Source organism: Enterobacter cloacae complex sp. S3 (genome assembly GCF_014930495.1).
In the GTDB taxonomy this organism is placed as follows: Bacteria; Pseudomonadota; Gammaproteobacteria; order Enterobacterales; family Enterobacteriaceae; genus Enterobacter; species Enterobacter asburiae_B.
Map to the genome: position 1 here is coordinate 1 of NZ_JADBRD010000018.1, position 18,256 is coordinate 18,256.

An 18,256-nucleotide genomic window follows, 5' to 3' on the forward strand; every position below is an offset into this window, starting at 1 on the left:
TCTAATCGTGGGGGCAGGTCATAATCGCTATTGAGGCATAGCCCTTTGTGCATTGCGCGTTACAAATTACCACTGTTTCTTAAAGATTTTATGAAGTTGGCTGAAATAATGAACATGGAACTTTCTAAATATTTCTCTCCTAAAAAACTGGGTATATATTCCCTGTTCCTGCTGCTGTCGTGGGTATTACTTTATACCTGGCTGATGCTGGTACACAAAATGGATGAAAAAGTCGCCTCAACGCTGCTCTCTTCACCCATCATCTATGGCTGCATTGCATTGTCGGTTGTCTCTCTGATAATCCAGAATAAAGCCGGCGCGTTAACTGAGCTACTCGTCGTCGCCTTCTGGCTGATGGTGATTTTTGTTTATCTCATTATTACGTTCACCGTTCTGTTAAACGCGATGCCCGATATAGAAGATCTTATCTTTTACTACGAGTGTTATTTGATCATTTTTTTTGGTGGAGCCCCGCTGTACCTTATTATGAGAATGATTTGAGCCGTTGCTCCACACAGCCTCCACAAACCGCCCATGTCCGCTAAACAGGCGCGCGGTAGACTCTCCCTCACGCTATTTTGCACAAAAATAACTCACCTAATAAATCTGATAAAAATTACCCATAATGATGAACCGTAATAATCTTCGTTCTTCTGAACCTGCCGGAGTGATGCACTCGCTAAAAAAACTCGCGATACGGCACCGGAAAAAACTGGTTGTCACTTTTTTCCTGGTGGTGGCCGAAAACGTGACGTTTTTACTTTATCCCGTTCTGGCTGGCATCGCGATAAATGCCATCCTCGCCGGTGAAACGCTTAACGCCGCGCTGTATGGCTTGATGGTACTTTGTATGTGGTTCATCGGTGCGGCCAGACGGAGCGTTGATACGCGCACGTTTGCACGCATTTATGCCGGACTCGCGGTTTCCGTCGTCCTGGCACAGCGCAAATATCAGCTTAACCATTCGGCGATCGCCGCCAGGGTAACGCTCTCGCGCGAATATGTGGATTTCTTTGAAATGCACCTTCCCCTGCTTATTACCTCGCTGAGCTCACTTTTTGGTGCCGCAATCATGTTGCTGCTTATTGAATTTTGGGCCGGCGTCATGTGCTTTGCGATTGTATTTATCCTGCTCGGATTTGTCTCAGGATATGCCCGTAAAAATGAATGGCTGTTCATGCGCCTGAATAATCGACTGGAAAAAGAGGTGGATTATGTTCATAAGGCGGGCACGGCTACCCTTCACCGCCATTACTCCACGCTGGCGCGTTTGCGTATCGCATTATCTGACCGCGAGGCGTGGGGTTATTTGTGGGTCGGCGTGCTTGTTGCCGCGCTTTTTACGCTGACCATCGTCTGGATGACGCGCTCAACCGGCATCACCGCCGGACATATTTACTCGGTGATGACCTACATGTGGATGTTCGCGACGAGCCTCGATGACGCGCCGCAGCTTCTTGAGAAATTTTCGCAGCTCAGGGATATCGGCAAGCGCGTATCCACTGATGATGAAATTCACGTAACCGGACGTTAATTTAATGCCGCATTTTTTTATTGAACGCCCCGTTTTCGCCTGGGTTGTAGCGCTTTTTATCGTCCTGGCAGGGCTCCTGTCTATTCCCCGTTTGCCGGTTGCGCAGTATCCGGCGGTGGCGCCGCCTGGAATCATTATTTCCGTCAGTTACCCCGGGGCCAGCCCCGATATCATGAACACGTCGGTGGTATCGTTAATCGAGCGCGAAATCTCCGGCGTAGATAATTTGCTCTACTTTGAATCATCCAGTGACACAACCGGTTCGGCATCGATTACCGTCACCTTTAAACCGGGCACGGACATCAAGCTGGCGCAGATGGATCTGCAGAATCAGATTAAGATCGTCGAGCCTCGTCTGCCTCAGGCGGTAAGGCAAAACGGCATCAACGTCGAGGCCGCTAACTCTGGCTTTTTAATGATGGTGGGGCTGAAGTCGGCGACGGGTCAATTTGAGGAAGCCGATTTAAGCGACTATTTTGCCAGAAACGTCAGTGACGAGCTTCGTCGCGTGCCCGGCGTAGGGAAAGTTCAGCTGTTTGGCGGCGAAAAAGCGCTGCGCATCTGGTTGGATCCCATGAAGCTCCACGGCTACGGGCTTTCGGTAAGCGATGTTCTTACCGCCGTTGGCCAGCAAAATGCCCTGGTTTCGCCCGGCAAAACGGGAGATGAGCCAGCCTCTGCAGGACAAGGGGTGACGTATCCCATCACCGTGAAGGGACAGCTCTCCTCGGTTGAGGCGTTCAGGAATATCACCCTGAAATCTGACGCATCCGGTGCCCGCCTGAAACTGTCCGACATTGCGCGGATTGAATCTGGCCTGCAAAGCTACGCCTTTGGTATCCGTGAAAATGGCGTGCCCGCAACGGCGGCAGCAATCCAGCTCTCGCCTGGCGCGAATGCGATGAGCACGGCTTCCGGCGTACGGGCGCGCATCGACGAACTTTCCCGGGTGTTACCCGAAGGAATGGCGTTTACGATCCCCTTCGACACCGCGCCGTTCGTGAAACTTTCTATCATGAAGGTTGTTCAGACATTTGTGGAAGCGATGGTCCTGGTCTTCCTGGTTATGCTGCTGTTTCTGCACAAGATACGCTGTACGCTTATCCCGGCGATTGTTGCTCCCGTCGCGCTTCTTGGCACCTTCACGGTGATGCTGTTGAGCGGCTACTCCATCAATATTCTGACGATGTTCGGCATGGTGCTGGCGATAGGGATTATCGTTGATGATGCCATCGTGGTCGTGGAGAACGTTGAACGACTGATGGAGGAAAAAAGCCTGTCCCCGCGTGACGCCACGCGGCAAGCCATGCAGGAAATCACTCCGGCGATTATTGGCATCACGCTGGTGCTAACCGCCGTCTTTATCCCCATGGGGTTTGCGGAAGGATCCGTCGGGATTATCTACCGACAATTTTGTATTTCCATGGCGGTCTCCATACTGCTGTCCGCGTTTCTTGCCCTGACGCTGACGCCTGCCCTGTGCGCAACGCTACTCAAGCCGCATAAGCCAGGAAAGAGAGGCGGAAGGTTCGCGGTCGGGTTTAACGCGCGCTTTCGTTCGCTCACCGCCAGTTACGAAGCCGGGCTGGGTGCCGTTCTGAAGCGAACCGGGCGTATGCTGCTCCTGTACGCTGCGCTTTGTGCTGCGCTGTTTTTGGGATTGTCTTCGTTACCGTCGTCCTTTCTGCCGGACGAAGATCAGGGCTACTTTATGTCCTCAATCCAGCTGCCTTCTGATGCCACGATGCAGCGTACCCTCAACGTGGTTAAAAAATTTGAAGAGGAAATTGCGGCCCGGCCGGATATTGAAAGCAACATTATGATCCTGGGGTTTGGATTTTCAGGTTCAGGACCTAACTCGGCTATGGCCTTCACCACGCTGAAGGACTGGAAAGATCGGCAGGGCTCGACGGCCCAGGGGGAAGCCGACCGGATACAGGCCAGCATGGCAAACGTCTCTGATGCCGTCACGATGAGCCTGCTCCCGCCGGCCATTTCGGATATGGGCACCTCGTCGGGCTTCACCTGGTACGTGCAGGACAGAGCGGGACTGGGCTACGAGGCGTTAAAGCGCGCTGCCGACGCTCTGGTCCTGCAGGCCAACCAGCGCCCTGAACTGAATGACGTGTATATAGACGGTCTGCCGGAAGGAACAAGCCTTGCGCTCCAGGTGGACAGAGAAAAGGCGGAAGCAATGGGCGTCTCATTTGATGAAATCAACCAGACGCTCTCCGTCACCCTGGGCTCAAATTACGTCAATGACTATACGAACAACGGCCGCGTTCAGCAGGTGATTATTCAGGCCGATGCGCCCTACCGAATGCAGCCTGAGCAGATACTGACATTATCAGTGAAAAACCGGATGGGGCAGATGGTGCCGGTATCGACGTTTGCCACGCTTTCCTGGCACGTTGCGCCCCAGCAGTTGACGCGTTATCAGGGATATTCGGCTATTCGCATTACCGGAAATGCGGCGCCGGGAGAGTCCAGCGGCACCGCAATGAAGGTTATGGAGGACGTGTCCAGGAGTCTGCCTCAGGGCATGGCTGGCGAGTGGGCCGGCAGTTCATTGCAGGAGAGAAAATCGGAATCTCAGCTTCCGGGCCTTATCGTCCTGTCGATACTGGTCGTGTTTATGGTGCTGGCCGCCCTGTATGAGAGCTGGTCTATTCCGTTTGCGGTCATGCTGGTCGTTCCGCTGGGTCTTATCGGCGCGGTGATCGCGGTGTCCGTTGCCGGCATGACGAATGACGTTTTCTTCAAGGTCGGCCTGATTACGCTTATTGGCCTGTCGGCCAAGAACGCCATTCTGATTGTTGAATTTGCGAGGCAGCTCCATCGCCAGGGGCAGCCCCTGCTGGCGGCAACCATTCATGCCGCCGGCCAGCGTCTGCGCCCTATTCTGATGACGTCGTTAGCCTTCACCTTAGGGGTTGTTCCGTTGATGCTGGCCAATGGTGCGAGCGACAGTACGCAGCATGCCATCGGTACCGGCGTATTTGGCGGCATGATTAGCGGTACGCTTCTCGCCATTTTCTTCGTACCGGTTTTCTTTATCGTCATCGCGCGCTTCATCGACAATATCAGGAAAGCGTGAATACCCTCGCGGGATCGCGCTTCCTCGCTGGTTGGATGAGGTGAACCTGTTGCCGGGTGATATACTGGACGAATGCTGAAATTTTGAGCCCCCGCGAGTCCGCGGCGCATTCTTCGGGACAGGCGTCTTCGGAGAACAGCGAGAAATATCGTGACACAAGGGGCTGTGAGTGGGCTATAATTTCGAGCTAATTTCGAATGATTTTGAAATACTGCCTGTAACGCTATGAATTACAAGGCAAAATTAGCAATGAATATAAGGATTAAAGCTATGGGTTTTCTTTCCGGTAAGCGCATTCTGGTGACTGGCGTTGCCAGCAAACTGTCCATCGCATACGGCATCGCACAGGCAATGCATCGCGAAGGCGCTGAGCTGGCGTTCACCTACCAGAACGACAAGCTGAAAGGCCGTGTTGAAGAGTTTGCCGCGCAGCTGGGTTCCAGCATCGTTCTGGAATGTGACGTTGCACAAGACGAAAGCATCGACGGCATGTTTGCTGAACTGGCAAAAGCATGGCCGAAATTCGACGGTTTCGTTCACTCCATTGGCTTCGCTCCTGGCGACCAGCTGGACGGCGACTACGTGAACGCGGTTACCCGTGATGGCTTCAAAATCGCTCACGACATCAGCTCCTACAGCTTCGTTGCGATGGCGAAATCCTGCCGAGCGATGCTGAACCCGGGCGCAGCCCTGCTGACCCTGTCCTACCTGGGCGCTGAGCGTGCTATCCCTAACTACAACGTTATGGGCCTGGCGAAAGCCTCTCTGGAAGCCAACGTACGCTACATGGCGAACGCAATGGGTCCTGAAGGCGTGCGCGTTAACGCCATCTCTGCAGGTCCTATCCGCACCTTGGCAGCTTCCGGTATTAAAGATTTCCGTAAAATGCTGGCACACTGCGAAGCGGTTACCCCGATTCGTCGTACCGTTACCATTGAAGATGTGGGTAACTCTGCAGCATTCCTGTGCTCTGACCTTTCCGCTGGTATCTCCGGTGAAGTGGTTCACGTTGACGGCGGCTTCAACATCGCTGCAATGAACGAGCTGGAAATTAAATAAGCTGTGACTCTCTTCCCGCACGGGAAGAGAGTTTTCCCCCCGCACCACCCCTTCGTTATTCCGTTCTGCTATTTGTTATCACCTAACAATATTTTTCCCTTTATCTGCCTTACGCCAGGATATTGATCGCCATTTTGAGATCAAGGAACGCACATGGAACAACGCCGTTTTTCCGGCAAAGGCCACTGGTATCACGAGACCCAGTCGAACCACGCGCAGACAGATGTTCTGCCTCTGGTGCCCGAAGCCGCTAACGTCGACGATCGTTTTTTGCTCGATTTAGCCCTGCCTGATGAGATTGTCGCCGCCTGTTCTGGCTGGCTTACCCCTGCCAGAGCCTTGTGCCACCAGCTGTTTCCGCTCTCGATTCCCGTGAACCGCCTGCATACGCTCAGCGCCTACGATCGGCTCAGCACCGCGCTAACGGTCGCCCAGGCCTGTGGCGTTCAGCGGCTCTGTAACCATTACGCCGCCCTCCTCGCCCCGCTTCCCGGCCCCGACTCCTCGCGTGAAAGCAACCGACGTCTGGCACAAATTACGCAGTATGCCCGCCAGCTCGCCAGCTCTCCTGATGTGATTGATGATAAAGCGCAGAACCAGCTTGATGAGGTCGGCCTGTCAATCTATGACATTGTGGTGATTAACCAGATTATCGGGTTTATTGGTTTTCAGGCGCGCGTGGTCGCGGTTTTTCAGGCGCTGTTAGTACACCCCGTTCGCTGGTTGCCAGGCCATCATATTCAGCCGCACACGCTGCCCGCGAGCCACGCCGCCTGGGTGCCGCTGTTGCCCGTCGTCGAGCTGCGCTATGCGAGTGCGCATCAGCTTGAGTCGCTGTCCCGCTGGCAGGCAGAACCCACGCTGGAGGCGCTGACGCCGGTCCTTTGCCACGAGCCGTCGCTGCTCGACCTGACCGGAGAAATCCTGTTAAACACCCGCGAAGCGATCCCGCTGACGTCCCCCGCACTTTCGGCGGCGGTCGAACTGCTGACGCGCTCTCCGGACCGCTTCAGCGCCGCGCAGTTTACCCCGCTCACGGATCAAGGACTCCCCGGCGAACATGCCATCACGCTGCTTACCCGGAGCGCGTTTGATGGCTGGCTCAATCGTCTGAAAGTCGCGTTTGGTAAAGAGGAATAACCATACTAATTACCCAAAGAGCGCTTGCTGAGACAGTGAGAATCGCGTAAAACTGTCAGCCGCTCAATGGCTACGAAAATAGAACATTATGTTTCAGGACAACCCGCTGCTAGCGCAGCTTAAACAGCAACTGCATTCCCAGACGCCGCGTGCAGAAGGGGTCGTAAAAGCCACGGAAAAGGGCTTTGGCTTCCTTGAGGTTGACGCGCAGAAAAGCTACTTCATTCCGCCTCCGCAGATGAAGAAAGTGATGCATGGCGATCGCGTCATGGCCGTCATTCATACCGAGAAGGACCGCGAGTCTGCCGAGCCGGAAGAACTGATCGAACCGTTCCTGACCCGTTTTGTGGGCAAGGTGCAGAGAAAAGACGATCGTCTTGCTATCGTGCCGGATCATCCCCTGCTGAAAGATGCTATTCCCTGCCGCGCCGCCCGTGGCGTTGAGCATGATTTTAAAGAAGGTGACTGGGCCGTAGCAGAAATGCGCCGTCATCCTCTGAAAGGCGATCGCGGTTTTTATGCTGAGCTGACCCAGTTCATCACCTTTGGCGCCGACCATTTCGTGCCATGGTGGGTCACGCTGGCACGCCACAATCTTGAAAAAGAAGCGCCGAACGGCGTAGCGACCGAGATGCAGGACGAAGGTCTGACGCGCCGCGATCTCACCGCGCTGGAGTTTGTCACCATCGACAGCGCCAGCACGGAAGATATGGATGACGCGCTGTACGCTGAAGAGAGCGCCGATGGCAAACTGCATCTGACCGTCGCCATTGCCGATCCAACCGCCTGGATTGCCGAAGGCAGCAAGCTGGATGACGCGGCGAAAATCCGTGCGTTCACCAACTACCTGCCGGGCTTCAACATTCCGATGCTGCCGCGCGAATTGTCAGACGATCTCTGCTCGCTGCGTCCAAATGAAGTGCGCCCGGTCCTTGCCTGCCGCATGACTATCGCCGCAGATGGCGCGATTGAAGACGATATCGAGTTCTTTGCCGCCACCATCGAATCGAAAGCCAAGCTGGCCTACGATAACGTCTCCGACTGGCTTGAAAATACCGGTAGCTGGAAACCTGAATCAGACGCCATTGCCGCGCAAATCCGCCTGCTGCATCGCATCTGCCTGAACCGCGGCGAGTGGCGTAAAACCCATGCGCTGGTGTTCAAAGACCGCCCGGATTATCGCTTTGTTCTGGGCGAGAAAGGCGAAGTGCTGGACATCGTGGCCGAACCGCGACGCATTGCGAACCGCATCGTTGAAGAGGCGATGATTTCCGCCAACATCTGCGCCGCACGCGTGCTGCGCGACAGGCTGGGCTTTGGCATTTACAACGTCCACACCGGGTTTGATCCGGCGAATACCGAAGCGCTGGCGGCCCTGCTGAAGACTCACGATGTGCACGTTGATCCGGAAGAAGTGCTGACGCTGCCGGGCTTCTGCAAGCTTCGCCGCGAGCTGGACGCGCAGCCGTCGGGCTTCCTGGACAGCCGCATTCGTCGCTTCCAGTCCTTCGCTGAAATCAGCACCGAACCTGGCCCGCACTTTGGTCTTGGCCTCGAAGCTTACGCCACCTGGACATCGCCGATCCGTAAGTATGGCGATATGGTCAACCACCGTCTGCTGAAAGCGATTATCAAAGGTGAAACCATTGCCCGTCCTCAGGAGGACACCACGCTGCAGATGGCCGATCGCCGCCGCCTGAACCGCATGGCGGAACGTGACGTTGGAGACTGGCTGTACGCGCGCTTCCTGCAGGATAAAGCCGGTACGGACACACGTTTCGCCGCAGAGATCATCGATATCAGCCGCGGGGGGATGCGCGTCCGTCTGGTCGATAACGGTGCTGTCGCGTTTATTCCTGCGCCGTTCCTGCACGCGGTTCGTGACGAAATGGTCTGTAGCCAGGAAAACGGTACCGTGCAAATTAAAGGTGAAACAGTTTACAAAGTCACCGACGTGATTGACGTTACTATCGCCGAAGTTCGCATGGAAACCCGCAGTATTATCGCGCGCCCTGTCGCCTGATAACCGGTTCAATTGTCGGCCGTTTCCTTTCCGGAAGGGCCGACAATTTTTCTTTTTATCCCCGCCACAAAATCATTATTTTTCCTTACTATTTTCAGCATCCCTTCGCCCAAAACCGCCATAATTATCTACAGTAAAAGAGTGTTGTTATATTCGGTTACGTGAATTTCTATACGCTCAGTATCCTTTTTAACCTGACTCGTTTTATTATAAGAAAGCAGGGAAAAACAACAGGTTCACTTCGGTTTTGCCGCTGTTTCTCAACGGAAAAGTCGACAGCAAATGAATAATTTGTGCGCTAATGAACAGCTGCGGGAGAAAACATGATGGACGATCTGGAGCAGAACTTGCTGTTTCGCTACATGGGAACTCACAGCCCGTGGTGGCGCCTGTCAGCTGACAGCAACGCTCTGCACCTTTCCACCAGCGAAAATGCCGATGTCACTCAGGTCGTGGCGCTGGACGATGAACAGGCCGATCTCATCCGTCATTTAACCGTTATTACCTCCAGCATTTCCATGTCGCTCTCCCTGTACGGAGAAGATGTCCCGGTTCATCTTGTGGGCCGTAAAATTACCCGCAACGAGTGGGCAGGCACCGCTTCCGCCTGGAACGATACGCCCTCCGTGGCGCGCGATCTGGCTCAGGGGCTCTCTTTCGCGGAACAGGTTGTCTCTGAGGCCAACTCCGTCATTGTTATTCTCGATCAGCACGGCAATATTCAGCGTTTTAACCGGCTTAGCGAAGAGTACACCGGCCTGAAAGAGCAAGAAGTGATTGGGCAGAACGTGTTTAAGCTGTTTATGAGCCGCAGCGAAGCGGCAGCCTCAAAGCGCAATATTACCGGTTTTTTTCGCAACGGCAGTTCCTACGAAGTCGAACGCTGGATCAAAACGCGTAAAGGGCAGCGGCTGTTTCTGTTCAGAAACAAATTCGTGCACAGCGGCAGCGGTAAAAATGAAATTTTCCTTATCTGTTCCGGGACAGATATTACCGAGGAGCGCCGCGCTCAGGAGCGGCTGCGCGTGCTGGCCAATACCGATACCATCACCGGCCTGCCCAACCGCAATGCGATCCACGATCTGATTTCTGACGCTATCGACAACCGCGGCGACACGCAGGTGGGCGTGGTGTATCTCGATCTGGATAACTTTAAAAAGGTCAATGACGCTTACGGGCATATGTTTGGCGATCAGCTGTTGCAGGCTGTCGCCCTCGCCATCTTGAGCTGTCTGGACGAGGAACAGGTGCTGGCGCGTCTTGGCGGCGATGAGTTTATCGTCATGGCCACCAATACCTCTCAGGGCTCTCTGGAGGCGATGGCGTCGCGCATTTTAACCCGTCTGCGCCAGCCGTTCCGAATCGGTCTGATTGAGATTTATACCGGCTGCTCTCTGGGTATCGCCCTCGCCCCGCAGCACGGGAACGACCGGGAAAGCGTTATTCGCAACGCCGATACCGCCATGTACACCGCCAAAGAGAACGGCCGGGGCAAGTTCTGCGTCTTCTCACCCGAGATGAACCAGCGCGTGTTTGAGTATCTTTGGTTGGATACCAACCTGCGCAAGGCACTGGATAACGATCAGCTTCTGATCCACTATCAGCCGAAAATAACCTGGCGTGGAGAAGTCAGAAGCCTTGAAGCGCTGGTCCGCTGGCAATCACCAGAACGCGGCCTGATCCCGCCGCTGGAGTTTATCTCTTATGCCGAGGAGTCGGGGTTGATTGTGCCGCTGGGCCGCTGGGTGATGCTCGATGTGGTTCGCCAGGTGGCAAAATGGCGCGATAAGGGAATAAACCTGCGCGTGGCGGTGAACGTCTCTGCACGCCAGCTGGCCGACCAGACCATCTTCAGCGACTTAAAGCAGGCGCTGAAGGATCTGAATTTTGAATACTGCCCGGTCGACGTTGAGTTGACCGAAAGCTGTCTTATCGAAAATGAAGAGCTGGCGCTGTCCGTGATCCAGCAGTTCAGCAGACTCGGGGCGCAAATTCATCTGGATGATTTTGGCACCGGCTACTCTTCCCTTTCTCAGCTGGCCCGCTTCCCTATCGACGCCATTAAGCTCGATCAATCTTTCGTCAGGGATATTCATAAGCAGTCTATTTCCCAGTCGCTGGTGCGCGCTATCGTCGCGGTGGCGCAGGCGTTAAATCTGCAGGTGATTGCCGAGGGTGTGGAGAATGCAAAAGAAGACGCCTTTCTGACCAAGAACGGCGTCAACGAACGGCAGGGTTTTCTGTTTGCTAAGCCGATGCCCGCTGCCGCATTCGAGCGATGGCTAAAACGATATCAAGCGCGAAATCAACGTTAACTGGCTTTACGCAGGCCCACCGCGTGATGGCGGTTTTGCAGCGTGACCAGACGCTCCATGTAGGCGATATCTTTCGGCTCCAGGCAGAAAGCGGCATCAACCCAGTCTTCCGTGATGTCCATCAGTTCACTGCGAGGCAATTGCAGAACGCGCGTACGGGCGCGCAGCATCGCCCTTACGCCATTCAGTTTTGGCCGCAGCGTATCGATGAAGGTTCGGGTGGAGACATAGCTTTGTCCCGGTTCAAACAGGACATCCACCAGCCCGTGCTGTTCGTACCATTCAGCCGTATGGGATTCCCCTTTGTAGATGAGTTCCTCCGCCAGCTTCATGCCTGAACGGCGTGCAACCAGGGAATATCCTCCCATACCCGGAAACAGGTTGAAGGCAATCTCCGGGAAACCTAAACGGGCATCGCGCTGAGCCAGGACGAAATGGTGCGCCAGAGCGGCCTCAAACCCGCCCCCTAACGCACTGCCTTCTACCATTGCCAGAGTGATGGCTCCCGTATCAAACCCCCGTGAGGCCGCATGGACGCAATCAACGCAGGCGCGAGCGTACGCCCGTAACGCTTCCCGACGTCCGTTCTGAATGCACTCGACGAAGAACTGTAAATCTCCGCCCGTATTGTACATCTCGGGAACCAGCGATCCGGTTACCCAAAAATCAACCGCAAACCCAGACTGGCGAACCAGCCATGAAAAGTTCATGATCTCCTCTATTAACGCATGGTTAAAGCAAGGACGTGGCTGAGCCCGCAGCATCATCCAGACCGTGTGACGCTCCGCCTCGTAATATCCTGACAGCTGCGTGAACCGTTCAGTATCGGTAAACAGTGTGCAGGTAGGCTGATTGATAACTGTCATAGTCTAATTCCTCTTATAAAAAAGCGCCTTGCGCGCAGTTTTAGACTAATCCAGTCATTAAGCCTGCTGCATGAGGGGGAATAAATTTATCACTTACGTTTATGTAATTTAGTTATTGCATTTTTTCCCTTCTCTTTTGATCCTATTTTCTGCATCATTGAAAATATTAACTTTTCGCGCCTGGGGTGAGATTATGTCGACTATTGACGCACAAGCTGTAGCACAACGAATTGATACCGTGCTGGATATCCTGGTGGCGGGCGATTATCACTCTGCTATCCGTAATCTCGAGATCCTGAAGTCTGAACTTCTTGCTCAGAATGGTGCTGACAATGCGCCAGAAAACAGACAGCCAAAAGCGCCGTGGGAAGTTTAATCCCACCGTCTCCGACCTCGTTTCGCTTTATTAAATGGATGCTATGAATTCCCGACAACAACTCATTTTGCAGATGGTCATCGATCAGGGACGCGTAAGCGTAGTCGATCTCGCTAAAACCACCGGCGTTTCTGAAGTCACCATCCGTCAGGATCTTAATCTGCTGGAAAAACAGAGCTACCTGCGTCGCGCGCACGGATATGCTGTCCCGCTGGACAGTGACGACGTTGAGACGCGCATGATGAATAATTACGCGCTCAAACGTGAACTGGCGGAATTTGCCGCGTCCCTGGTGAACAACGGCGAGACCGTCTTTATTGAAAACGGCAGCAGCAATGCCCTTCTGGCGCGCACGCTTGCCGATCAAAAAGACGTTACCATCATCACCGTCAGCAGCTATATCGCGCATTTGCTCAAAGAGACGCGCTGCGAGGTGATTCTGCTGGGCGGTATTTACCAGAAAAAAAGTGAAAGCATGGTTGGCCCGCTGACCCGTCAGTATGTTCAGCAGGTTCATTTCAGCAAGGCCTTTATCGGGATTGACGGCTGGCAGCCGGAGACAGGTTTTACCGGCCGGGATATGATGCGCTCTGACGTGGTGAATGCCGTGCTGGAAAAAGAGTGTGAAGCCATTGTGCTGACCGACAGCTCTAAATTTGGCGCCGTTCACCCTTATACGATGGGCCCGGTTTCACGCTTTAGCCGCGTGATTACCGATGAACGGTTGAGCGATGCGCACCGTAATAAACTGGAAGATGACGGGCTGATCGTCAATATTATTAAAACGACCGCCTGAGTTCCCTCCGCGCCCGAATTTCGGGCGCATACGCCCTTCTTTCTCTGAGATGATTCCTGGTACTTCTTTAAGAGTTTTTACCTGTTTAACCTGCATTAAAGTCGTAAAATTAATGTTAGCGATATAACAGGAAGTGACTATCACCTGCGTGATTACGTAACGCCTGCGCGACCAGCTTTCACGGAGAACAGAATTAAGTATTCGATTCGTCTATGCTTAACGTGTACATCTTTCCGTGAATCGATAATTCAGGAGAAAGTATTATGACCTTAACCAGCAAAAAATTAGCCGCCGCTGTTCTGGCAATCACTGTAGCAATGTCCCTGAGCGCGTGCTCTAACTGGTCTAAACGTGACCGTAACACCGCTATTGGTGCCGGTGCCGGTGCTCTCGGTGGTGCAGTATTAACGGATGGTAGTACGCTGGGTACATTAGGTGGCGCTGCTGTCGGTGGTATTATCGGTCACCAGGTTGGCAAATAATTATTATCTAAGCCTTCCCCGGTATTGCGATATTTGAACGCATTTCAGGTCTGACATACGCACGTATATAACACGAGCCACGGCATTTGCCGTGGCTCATTTATTTTAACCGCCTGCCAGTTTGACCTTCATCCCTTTGGCTTCCAGCAGAGATTTTATTAAATCGCGCTTATCTCCCTGGATTTCAATAATGCCGTCTTTCACGGCGCCGCCGCAGCCACATTTTTTTTTCAACTCGGCCGCCAGCTTTGCCAGTTCAGCATCATCCAGGTCAATGCCGGAGATAAGGCAAACCCCTTTCCCTTTTCGTCCACTGGTCTGGCGCTGGATCCGAACGATGCCGTCCCCCTTTGGACGTTCCACTTTCGCTTTCGGCTCGTCTATACGCCCGCTATCGGTTGAATAGACCAGACGGCTGTTGGAATCGGTCATTAGGCCCCCTTTTTCAGCGATGCGTTGATAGCCTTAAGCGTCTCAGCCGGGTTGGCAGACTGCGTTACCGGACGCCCGATGACCATGTAGTCAACGCCAGCAGCCAGCGCCTGCTCAGGCGTCATAATGCGGCGCTGATCGCCCACTTCGCTGCCTGCAGGACGAATACCCGGCGTAACCAGTTTAAAATCCTGGCCCAGCGCTGATTTGAAACGTACCGCTTCCTGCGCGGAGCAGACGACGCCATCCAGGCCGCAATGCTGCGTCAGACGCGCGAGACGTTCGGCATGCTCGGTGGGTGACAACGTCACGCCCAGGTCGCGTAGATCGTTTTCGTCCATACTGGTCAGCACGGTGACCGCAATCAGCAACGGTGCATCTTTACCGAACGGCAGGAGCGCCTCACGGGCGGCCGTCATCATTCTTGCCCCACCCGATGCATGGACGTTGACCATCCATACGCCCAGCTCTGCGGCTGCGGCAACGGCATGCGCCGTGGTATTCGGGATATCGTGGAATTTCAGGTCGAGGAAAACGTTAAAGCCACGCTGCTGCAGATCGCGAACGATTTGCGGTCCAAACAGCGTGAACATCTCTTTGCCAACTTTCAGACGGCAGTCGCGAGGGTCGATGCCGTCGACAAACGCCAGTGCAGCGTCACGCTTATTGTAATCAAGCGCAACAACAACAGGAGAATCCGTAATTACGCGGGAAGTGGAGGATGTAACAGACGTCATGACCAGCCCTTTTCGTCTATGGGCGCGCAGCGGCGCGGAACAGATAAACGGCCAGCATTCTACCTGCCGACGCCGCAAATTGACAGGATCCATTTACGCGCCTGCCAGGCCGGCTAACCGCACGGAGCACAGGACAGTGGAAAAACCATCAGTATGTTGTAACTAAAATGCGGCGTTTTAAAAAATTATTGCCCGTCCAGGCCGCGGATTGGCTTGATGGTGGACCAGGCGCGGCAGGAAGGACAGTGCCAGTAGAGCGTATACGCGGTAAAACCACACTTCTGGCAACGATAGCGCGGCTTGCTGCGCACCTGTTCGCCAACCATGTCGCGCAGCACCATCAGGCTCTCTTTGGCGCGCCCTTCTTCAGCGTCGTTCAGATGGTAATCCATCAGCTTGTGGAACACCCGCATGGTCGGATGACGCTGCAGCTGACGCGTAATATAAACCTGCGCGGTGTCGCTCCCCTCATACTGCTCAACGACGTCTGAGAGCATCAGTTCAGCGGTGGCGCCAGTATTTTCTTCCACGCAGCGACGCAGGAACGCTACCCACTCTTCCTGCTTGTCGAGCTGTTGATAGCAGGTTTGCAGCATTTCCAGCGTTTCACTGACCAGCTCTTTGTCCTGGTCGATAACCCGCAGCAGGCTTTCAACGGCTTTGGCGTAGTCGCCATTCGCCATAAAGACGCGCCCCATCATGATGGATATTCGCGCGCTGTTGCGGTCCGCCGCGGCGCCTTTCTTCAGCAGCGCCATGGCTTTATCCATGTCGTCGTTGCCCATCTGCTGAAGCGCAAGCTCACAGTAGAAATGGGCGATCTCAACGCGCTGCTTATCTTTACCCAGCTTCACCAGACGTTCAGCGGTATCAATGGCTTTCTGCCAGTCGCTGGTGGCCTGATAAATCTGCAGGAGCTGCTGCAGCGCGCCGATGCGGAAATCTGTTTCGTCCACCAGCTGCGCGAACATATCTTCAGCGCGATCGTACAACCCCGCGGCCATGTAATCCCGCCCCAGCTGTTGCACCGCAAGGAGACGTTGATCGTAGGTCAGCGAGGCGCTTTCCATCAGGGTCTGATGAATACGAATGGCGCGATCGACCTCGCCGCGCGAGCGGAACAGGTTGCCCAGGGTGAGATGCGCTTCAACCGTCCCCGTATCCTCTTTAAGCATATCGAGGAACAGGTCTACCGCTTTGTCCTGCTGATTGCTCAGGAGGAAGTTCACCCCCGCAACGTAGTCGCGGGAGAGGCGGTTGGCCTCATCCTGTTTTGTTTGTTGCGCACTTCTGCGGCCCATATACCAGCCATAGGCTGCGGCTACAGGCAAAAGCAGAAACAACAACTCCAGCATAGTCGATTATTCCTTCACGACCGGCACACCAGAGCTTTCCGGGATGTCAGACGCAGGGGCAATGTTATTTTCGAGTCGCTTAATTTTACGTTCAGCGCGCGCAAGAGAAACACGGACTTTCAGCCAGAACAGACCGCAAACCAGCCAGCCAATGGCAAAGCCGGCAGCAAATAAGACCGCCAGCAGGCTCGAGACGCGATACTCACCCTGAGCCAGCAGATAGTTAAACGTCACCTGCTGATCGTTTTGTGCACCCAACGTGACTGAAATGACAAAAATCGCCAATACCAGTAAGAAAATGAGTAAATATTTCACATTACTTCCCGTTATGTGGTTCAAGCGAATAAAGTGTGTTCAATTCACCGCAATCAGCCTTATAAACTACCATTTTAGCGACGAGCGCGAAACGGAAAAAGTGACGCGCAGGTCATGGATCTATGGCCAAAATGCGGAATATCAACCGTCAGGCGTCTGTCTGGTCCCTTTCGGCTATTTCTTCTTTCTCTTCTGGCGGTGGCGTTAGCGGGCCGCAGAATCGTTCAGTGAGCCAGGTCGCCATCATAATCAGCAGCCATGAGATGAGCGTGGCGACGACCAGGTCGCGCGGCCAGTGCATTCCCAGCAGCAGGCGGCTGCCCATAACCCCCGTCGCCCAGATCAGTAAAACCACGATAGTGATCGTTCGACGCCTTGGCCAAAGCAGCCCAACCCCCAGCAACGCCCAGCTGGCCGCAAACATGGTGTGGCCGGAAGGAAACGCGAACCCGGTCTCTTTCTGCCAGTGTTTGCGCAAGAATTTCGGGATATCCTGCTGTTCCGCAAGCTGTTCTTTCACCAGCGCGCCACGATCTTTACGCTTTAAATTGTAGAACTCATCTACCGGAACATGATGCGTTTTTTCCAGCCAGACGACAAAAGGACGCGGCTCCTGAACGCGATCTTTAACCCAGGACTTCACGCCCTGACCGACAAGGATAGCGCCCCCGAGGATCGCAAAGAGCATCAGCGCCGCGCGCAGACGAAAGCGCAGGCACCACAGAAACCAGGCGCAGAGGAGTACGTGGGTAATAATCCCCCACGGCTGGGTGACCGTTTCCGTTATCCAGTATAACGTTTTCAGCCACGTGGCATTATGCCCGGGCTGCCACATCCAGCCTGAAAGCCATACGGCCAGAGGCATAATCAGTAAAATGGCCGCACCTGCTGCCGTACGTCTGGCGATTGAAAGCATGTCTTCTCCTTTTTCGCTAAGCGTCACAATCATAACTGAAATTAATCATCCTGGTGGATATGTCGGATCGTGCGTTTAACGTTCATATAGCATGGTGCCCATTAGGCGAACCTGCTGAGCTTGTGGCAAAATGAACTGATACAGAAAGCAAAACAGGGCAAAGGCACGAAACGTGTCAGCCTACTCTGGAGAATCACATGCAGCTTAAACGTGTGGCAGAAGCCAAACTGCCAACCCCATGGGGCGATTTCCTGATGGTGGGTTTTGAAGAACTGGCAACCGGACAGGATCATGTCGCGCTGGTTTATGGTGACATTTCAGGGCAGACGCCGGTTCTGTCCCGCGTCCATTCAGAGTGTCTTACCGGCGACGCGCTGTTCAGCCTGCGCTGTGATTGTGGTTTCCAGCTGGAAGCCGCCCTGTCTCATATTGCAGAAGAAGGCCGCGGTGTGCTGCTTTATCACCGTCAGGAAGGTCGTAATATTGGTCTGCTGAATAAAATCCGCGCCTACGCGCTTCAGGACCAGGGCTACGATACGGTTGAAGCAAACCATCAGCTTGGCTTTGCCGCTGACGAACGCGACTTCACCTTATGCGCCGATATGTTCAAGCTGCTGGGCGTCGACGAAGTTCGCCTGTTGACCAATAACCCGAAAAAAGTGGAGATCCTGACCGAAGCGGGGATCAACATCGTCGAGCGCGTACCGCTGATTGTCGGCCGAAACCCGAAAAACGCCCACTACCTGGATACCAAAGCCGCCAAAATGGGCCATCTGCTGAAAGAATGATGCTAAAAAGCCCGGCACGGGTGCC

General features: G+C 54.2%; 17 protein-coding genes. 11 read left to right on the forward strand and 6 right to left on the reverse strand.

What is annotated here, in order from left to right:
* Nucleotides 1-114 precede the first annotated feature (114 nt).
* The 7 genes from IM317_RS10165 to pdeR all read left to right on the forward strand — a co-directional run bounded on the left by IM317_RS10165 (nt 115) and on the right by pdeR (nt 11,168).
* Nucleotides 115-501 carry a hypothetical protein gene (locus IM317_RS10165; protein WP_033146540.1) on the forward strand — a complete coding sequence of 129 codons (387 nt, stop codon included), beginning with the start codon at nt 115-117 and terminating at the stop codon, nt 499-501.
* A gap of 124 nt (nt 502-625) precedes the next feature.
* Nucleotides 626-1,534: an ABC transporter six-transmembrane domain-containing protein gene (locus tag IM317_RS10170; protein WP_060568766.1), complete on the forward strand. Its 909-nt coding sequence runs from the start codon at nt 626-628 to the stop codon at nt 1,532-1,534.
* Between the two features lie 4 nt (nt 1,535-1,538).
* Nucleotides 1,539-4,631, forward strand: a complete 3,093-nt coding sequence (locus IM317_RS10175) for a multidrug efflux RND transporter permease subunit (protein WP_033145736.1) — start codon at nt 1,539-1,541, stop codon at nt 4,629-4,631.
* A gap of 270 nt (nt 4,632-4,901) precedes the next feature.
* Nucleotides 4,902-5,690, forward strand: coding sequence for an enoyl-ACP reductase FabI (gene fabI / locus IM317_RS10180; RefSeq protein ID WP_003856831.1), 789 nt, complete (start codon nt 4,902-4,904; stop codon nt 5,688-5,690).
* Between the two features lie 153 nt (nt 5,691-5,843).
* Nucleotides 5,844-6,830 (forward strand): CMD domain-containing protein, encoded by a 987-nt coding sequence (locus IM317_RS10185; protein ID WP_033145737.1) that lies wholly within the window; start codon nt 5,844-5,846, stop codon nt 6,828-6,830.
* Between the two features lie 88 nt (nt 6,831-6,918).
* The gene (locus tag IM317_RS10190) at nt 6,919-8,853 is read left to right on the forward strand and encodes an exoribonuclease II (RefSeq protein ID WP_033145738.1); all 1,935 of its coding nucleotides are present in this window, start codon (nt 6,919-6,921) and stop codon (nt 8,851-8,853) included.
* 323 nt (nt 8,854-9,176) lie between these two features.
* On the forward strand, nt 9,177-11,168 hold the full coding sequence (pdeR, locus tag IM317_RS10195; RefSeq protein ID WP_029740520.1) for a cyclic di-GMP phosphodiesterase: 1,992 nt from the start codon (nt 9,177-9,179) through the stop codon (nt 11,166-11,168).
* Here the strand turns inward: pdeR and IM317_RS10200 are convergent.
* Entirely contained in the window at nt 11,165-12,034 is an 870-nt protein-coding gene (locus IM317_RS10200; RefSeq protein ID WP_033145739.1) for a crotonase/enoyl-CoA hydratase family protein, read from the reverse strand. The two genes, pdeR and IM317_RS10200, sit on opposite strands and share 4 nt — an antisense overlap.
* A 193-nt stretch (nt 12,035-12,227) precedes the next feature.
* Here IM317_RS10200 and IM317_RS10205 point away from each other — a divergent pair, with 193 nt between their 5' ends.
* The 3 genes from IM317_RS10205 (at nt 12,228) to osmB (ending at nt 13,688) form a co-directional block, all read left to right on the forward strand.
* Nucleotides 12,228-12,410: a hypothetical protein gene (locus IM317_RS10205; RefSeq protein ID WP_024907126.1), complete on the forward strand. Its 183-nt coding sequence runs from the start codon at nt 12,228-12,230 to the stop codon at nt 12,408-12,410.
* Nucleotides 12,411-12,453: 43 nt separating this feature from the next.
* Nucleotides 12,454-13,206 carry a DNA-binding transcriptional regulator YciT gene (locus IM317_RS10210; protein ID WP_023312063.1) on the forward strand — a complete coding sequence of 251 codons (753 nt, stop codon included), beginning with the start codon at nt 12,454-12,456 and terminating at the stop codon, nt 13,204-13,206.
* A gap of 263 nt (nt 13,207-13,469) precedes the next feature.
* Nucleotides 13,470-13,688 (forward strand): osmotically-inducible lipoprotein OsmB, encoded by a 219-nt coding sequence (gene osmB, locus IM317_RS10215; protein WP_008501216.1) that lies wholly within the window; start codon nt 13,470-13,472, stop codon nt 13,686-13,688.
* 105 nt (nt 13,689-13,793) lie between these two features.
* On the opposite strand, the gene yciH is transcribed toward osmB, so the two are convergent.
* The 5 genes from yciH to pgpB form a co-directional block, all read right to left on the reverse strand.
* Entirely contained in the window at nt 13,794-14,120 is a 327-nt protein-coding gene (gene yciH / locus IM317_RS10220) for a stress response translation initiation inhibitor YciH (RefSeq protein ID WP_023312064.1), read from the reverse strand.
* Nucleotides 14,120-14,857 carry an orotidine-5'-phosphate decarboxylase gene (pyrF, locus tag IM317_RS10225; protein WP_033146542.1) on the reverse strand — a complete coding sequence of 246 codons (738 nt, stop codon included), beginning with the start codon at nt 14,855-14,857 and terminating at the stop codon, nt 14,120-14,122. Before pyrF ends, yciH begins: the two co-directional genes overlap by 1 nt.
* 185 nt (nt 14,858-15,042) lie before the next feature.
* Complete coding sequence (gene lapB / locus IM317_RS10230) at nt 15,043-16,212, reverse strand: lipopolysaccharide assembly protein LapB (protein ID WP_023335944.1); 1,170 nt, start codon at nt 16,210-16,212, stop codon at nt 15,043-15,045.
* Between the two features lie 6 nt (nt 16,213-16,218).
* The gene (locus IM317_RS10235; RefSeq protein ID WP_023312067.1) at nt 16,219-16,527 is read right to left on the reverse strand and encodes a LapA family protein; all 309 of its coding nucleotides are present in this window, start codon (nt 16,525-16,527) and stop codon (nt 16,219-16,221) included.
* Between the two features lie 148 nt (nt 16,528-16,675).
* Nucleotides 16,676-17,443: a phosphatidylglycerophosphatase B gene (pgpB, locus tag IM317_RS10240; protein WP_033146543.1), complete on the reverse strand. Its 768-nt coding sequence runs from the start codon at nt 17,441-17,443 to the stop codon at nt 16,676-16,678.
* 197 nt (nt 17,444-17,640) lie between these two features.
* On the opposite strand from pgpB, the gene ribA reads away from it, so the two are divergent.
* Nucleotides 17,641-18,231 (forward strand): GTP cyclohydrolase II, encoded by a 591-nt coding sequence (ribA, locus tag IM317_RS10245; protein ID WP_008501210.1) that lies wholly within the window; start codon nt 17,641-17,643, stop codon nt 18,229-18,231.
* Nucleotides 18,232-18,256: the final 25 nt, after the last annotated feature.

Bases quoted from the DNA above. Each gene is read 5' to 3' on its own strand.
- IM317_RS10165 (WP_033146540.1), top strand. From the start codon at position 115: ATGGAACTTTCTAAATATTTCTCTCCTAAAAAACTGGGTATATATTCC.
- IM317_RS10170 (WP_060568766.1), top strand. From the start codon at position 626: ATGATGAACCGTAATAATCTTCGTTCTTCTGAACCTGCCGGAGTGATG.
- IM317_RS10175 (WP_033145736.1), top strand. From the start codon at position 1,539: ATGCCGCATTTTTTTATTGAACGCCCCGTTTTCGCCTGGGTTGTAGCG.
- fabI (WP_003856831.1), top strand. From the start codon at position 4,902: ATGGGTTTTCTTTCCGGTAAGCGCATTCTGGTGACTGGCGTTGCCAGC.
- IM317_RS10185 (WP_033145737.1), top strand. From the start codon at position 5,844: ATGGAACAACGCCGTTTTTCCGGCAAAGGCCACTGGTATCACGAGACC.
- IM317_RS10190 (WP_033145738.1), top strand. From the start codon at position 6,919: ATGTTTCAGGACAACCCGCTGCTAGCGCAGCTTAAACAGCAACTGCAT.
- pdeR (WP_029740520.1), top strand. From the start codon at position 9,177: ATGATGGACGATCTGGAGCAGAACTTGCTGTTTCGCTACATGGGAACT.
- IM317_RS10200 (WP_033145739.1), bottom strand. From the start codon at position 12,034: ATGACAGTTATCAATCAGCCTACCTGCACACTGTTTACCGATACTGAA.
- IM317_RS10205 (WP_024907126.1), top strand. From the start codon at position 12,228: ATGTCGACTATTGACGCACAAGCTGTAGCACAACGAATTGATACCGTG.
- IM317_RS10210 (WP_023312063.1), top strand. From the start codon at position 12,454: ATGAATTCCCGACAACAACTCATTTTGCAGATGGTCATCGATCAGGGA.
- osmB (WP_008501216.1), top strand. From the start codon at position 13,470: ATGACCTTAACCAGCAAAAAATTAGCCGCCGCTGTTCTGGCAATCACT.
- yciH (WP_023312064.1), bottom strand. From the start codon at position 14,120: ATGACCGATTCCAACAGCCGTCTGGTCTATTCAACCGATAGCGGGCGT.
- pyrF (WP_033146542.1), bottom strand. From the start codon at position 14,857: ATGACGTCTGTTACATCCTCCACTTCCCGCGTAATTACGGATTCTCCT.
- lapB (WP_023335944.1), bottom strand. From the start codon at position 16,212: ATGCTGGAGTTGTTGTTTCTGCTTTTGCCTGTAGCCGCAGCCTATGGC.
- pgpB (WP_033146543.1), bottom strand. From the start codon at position 17,443: ATGCTTTCAATCGCCAGACGTACGGCAGCAGGTGCGGCCATTTTACTG.
- ribA (WP_008501210.1), top strand. From the start codon at position 17,641: ATGCAGCTTAAACGTGTGGCAGAAGCCAAACTGCCAACCCCATGGGGC.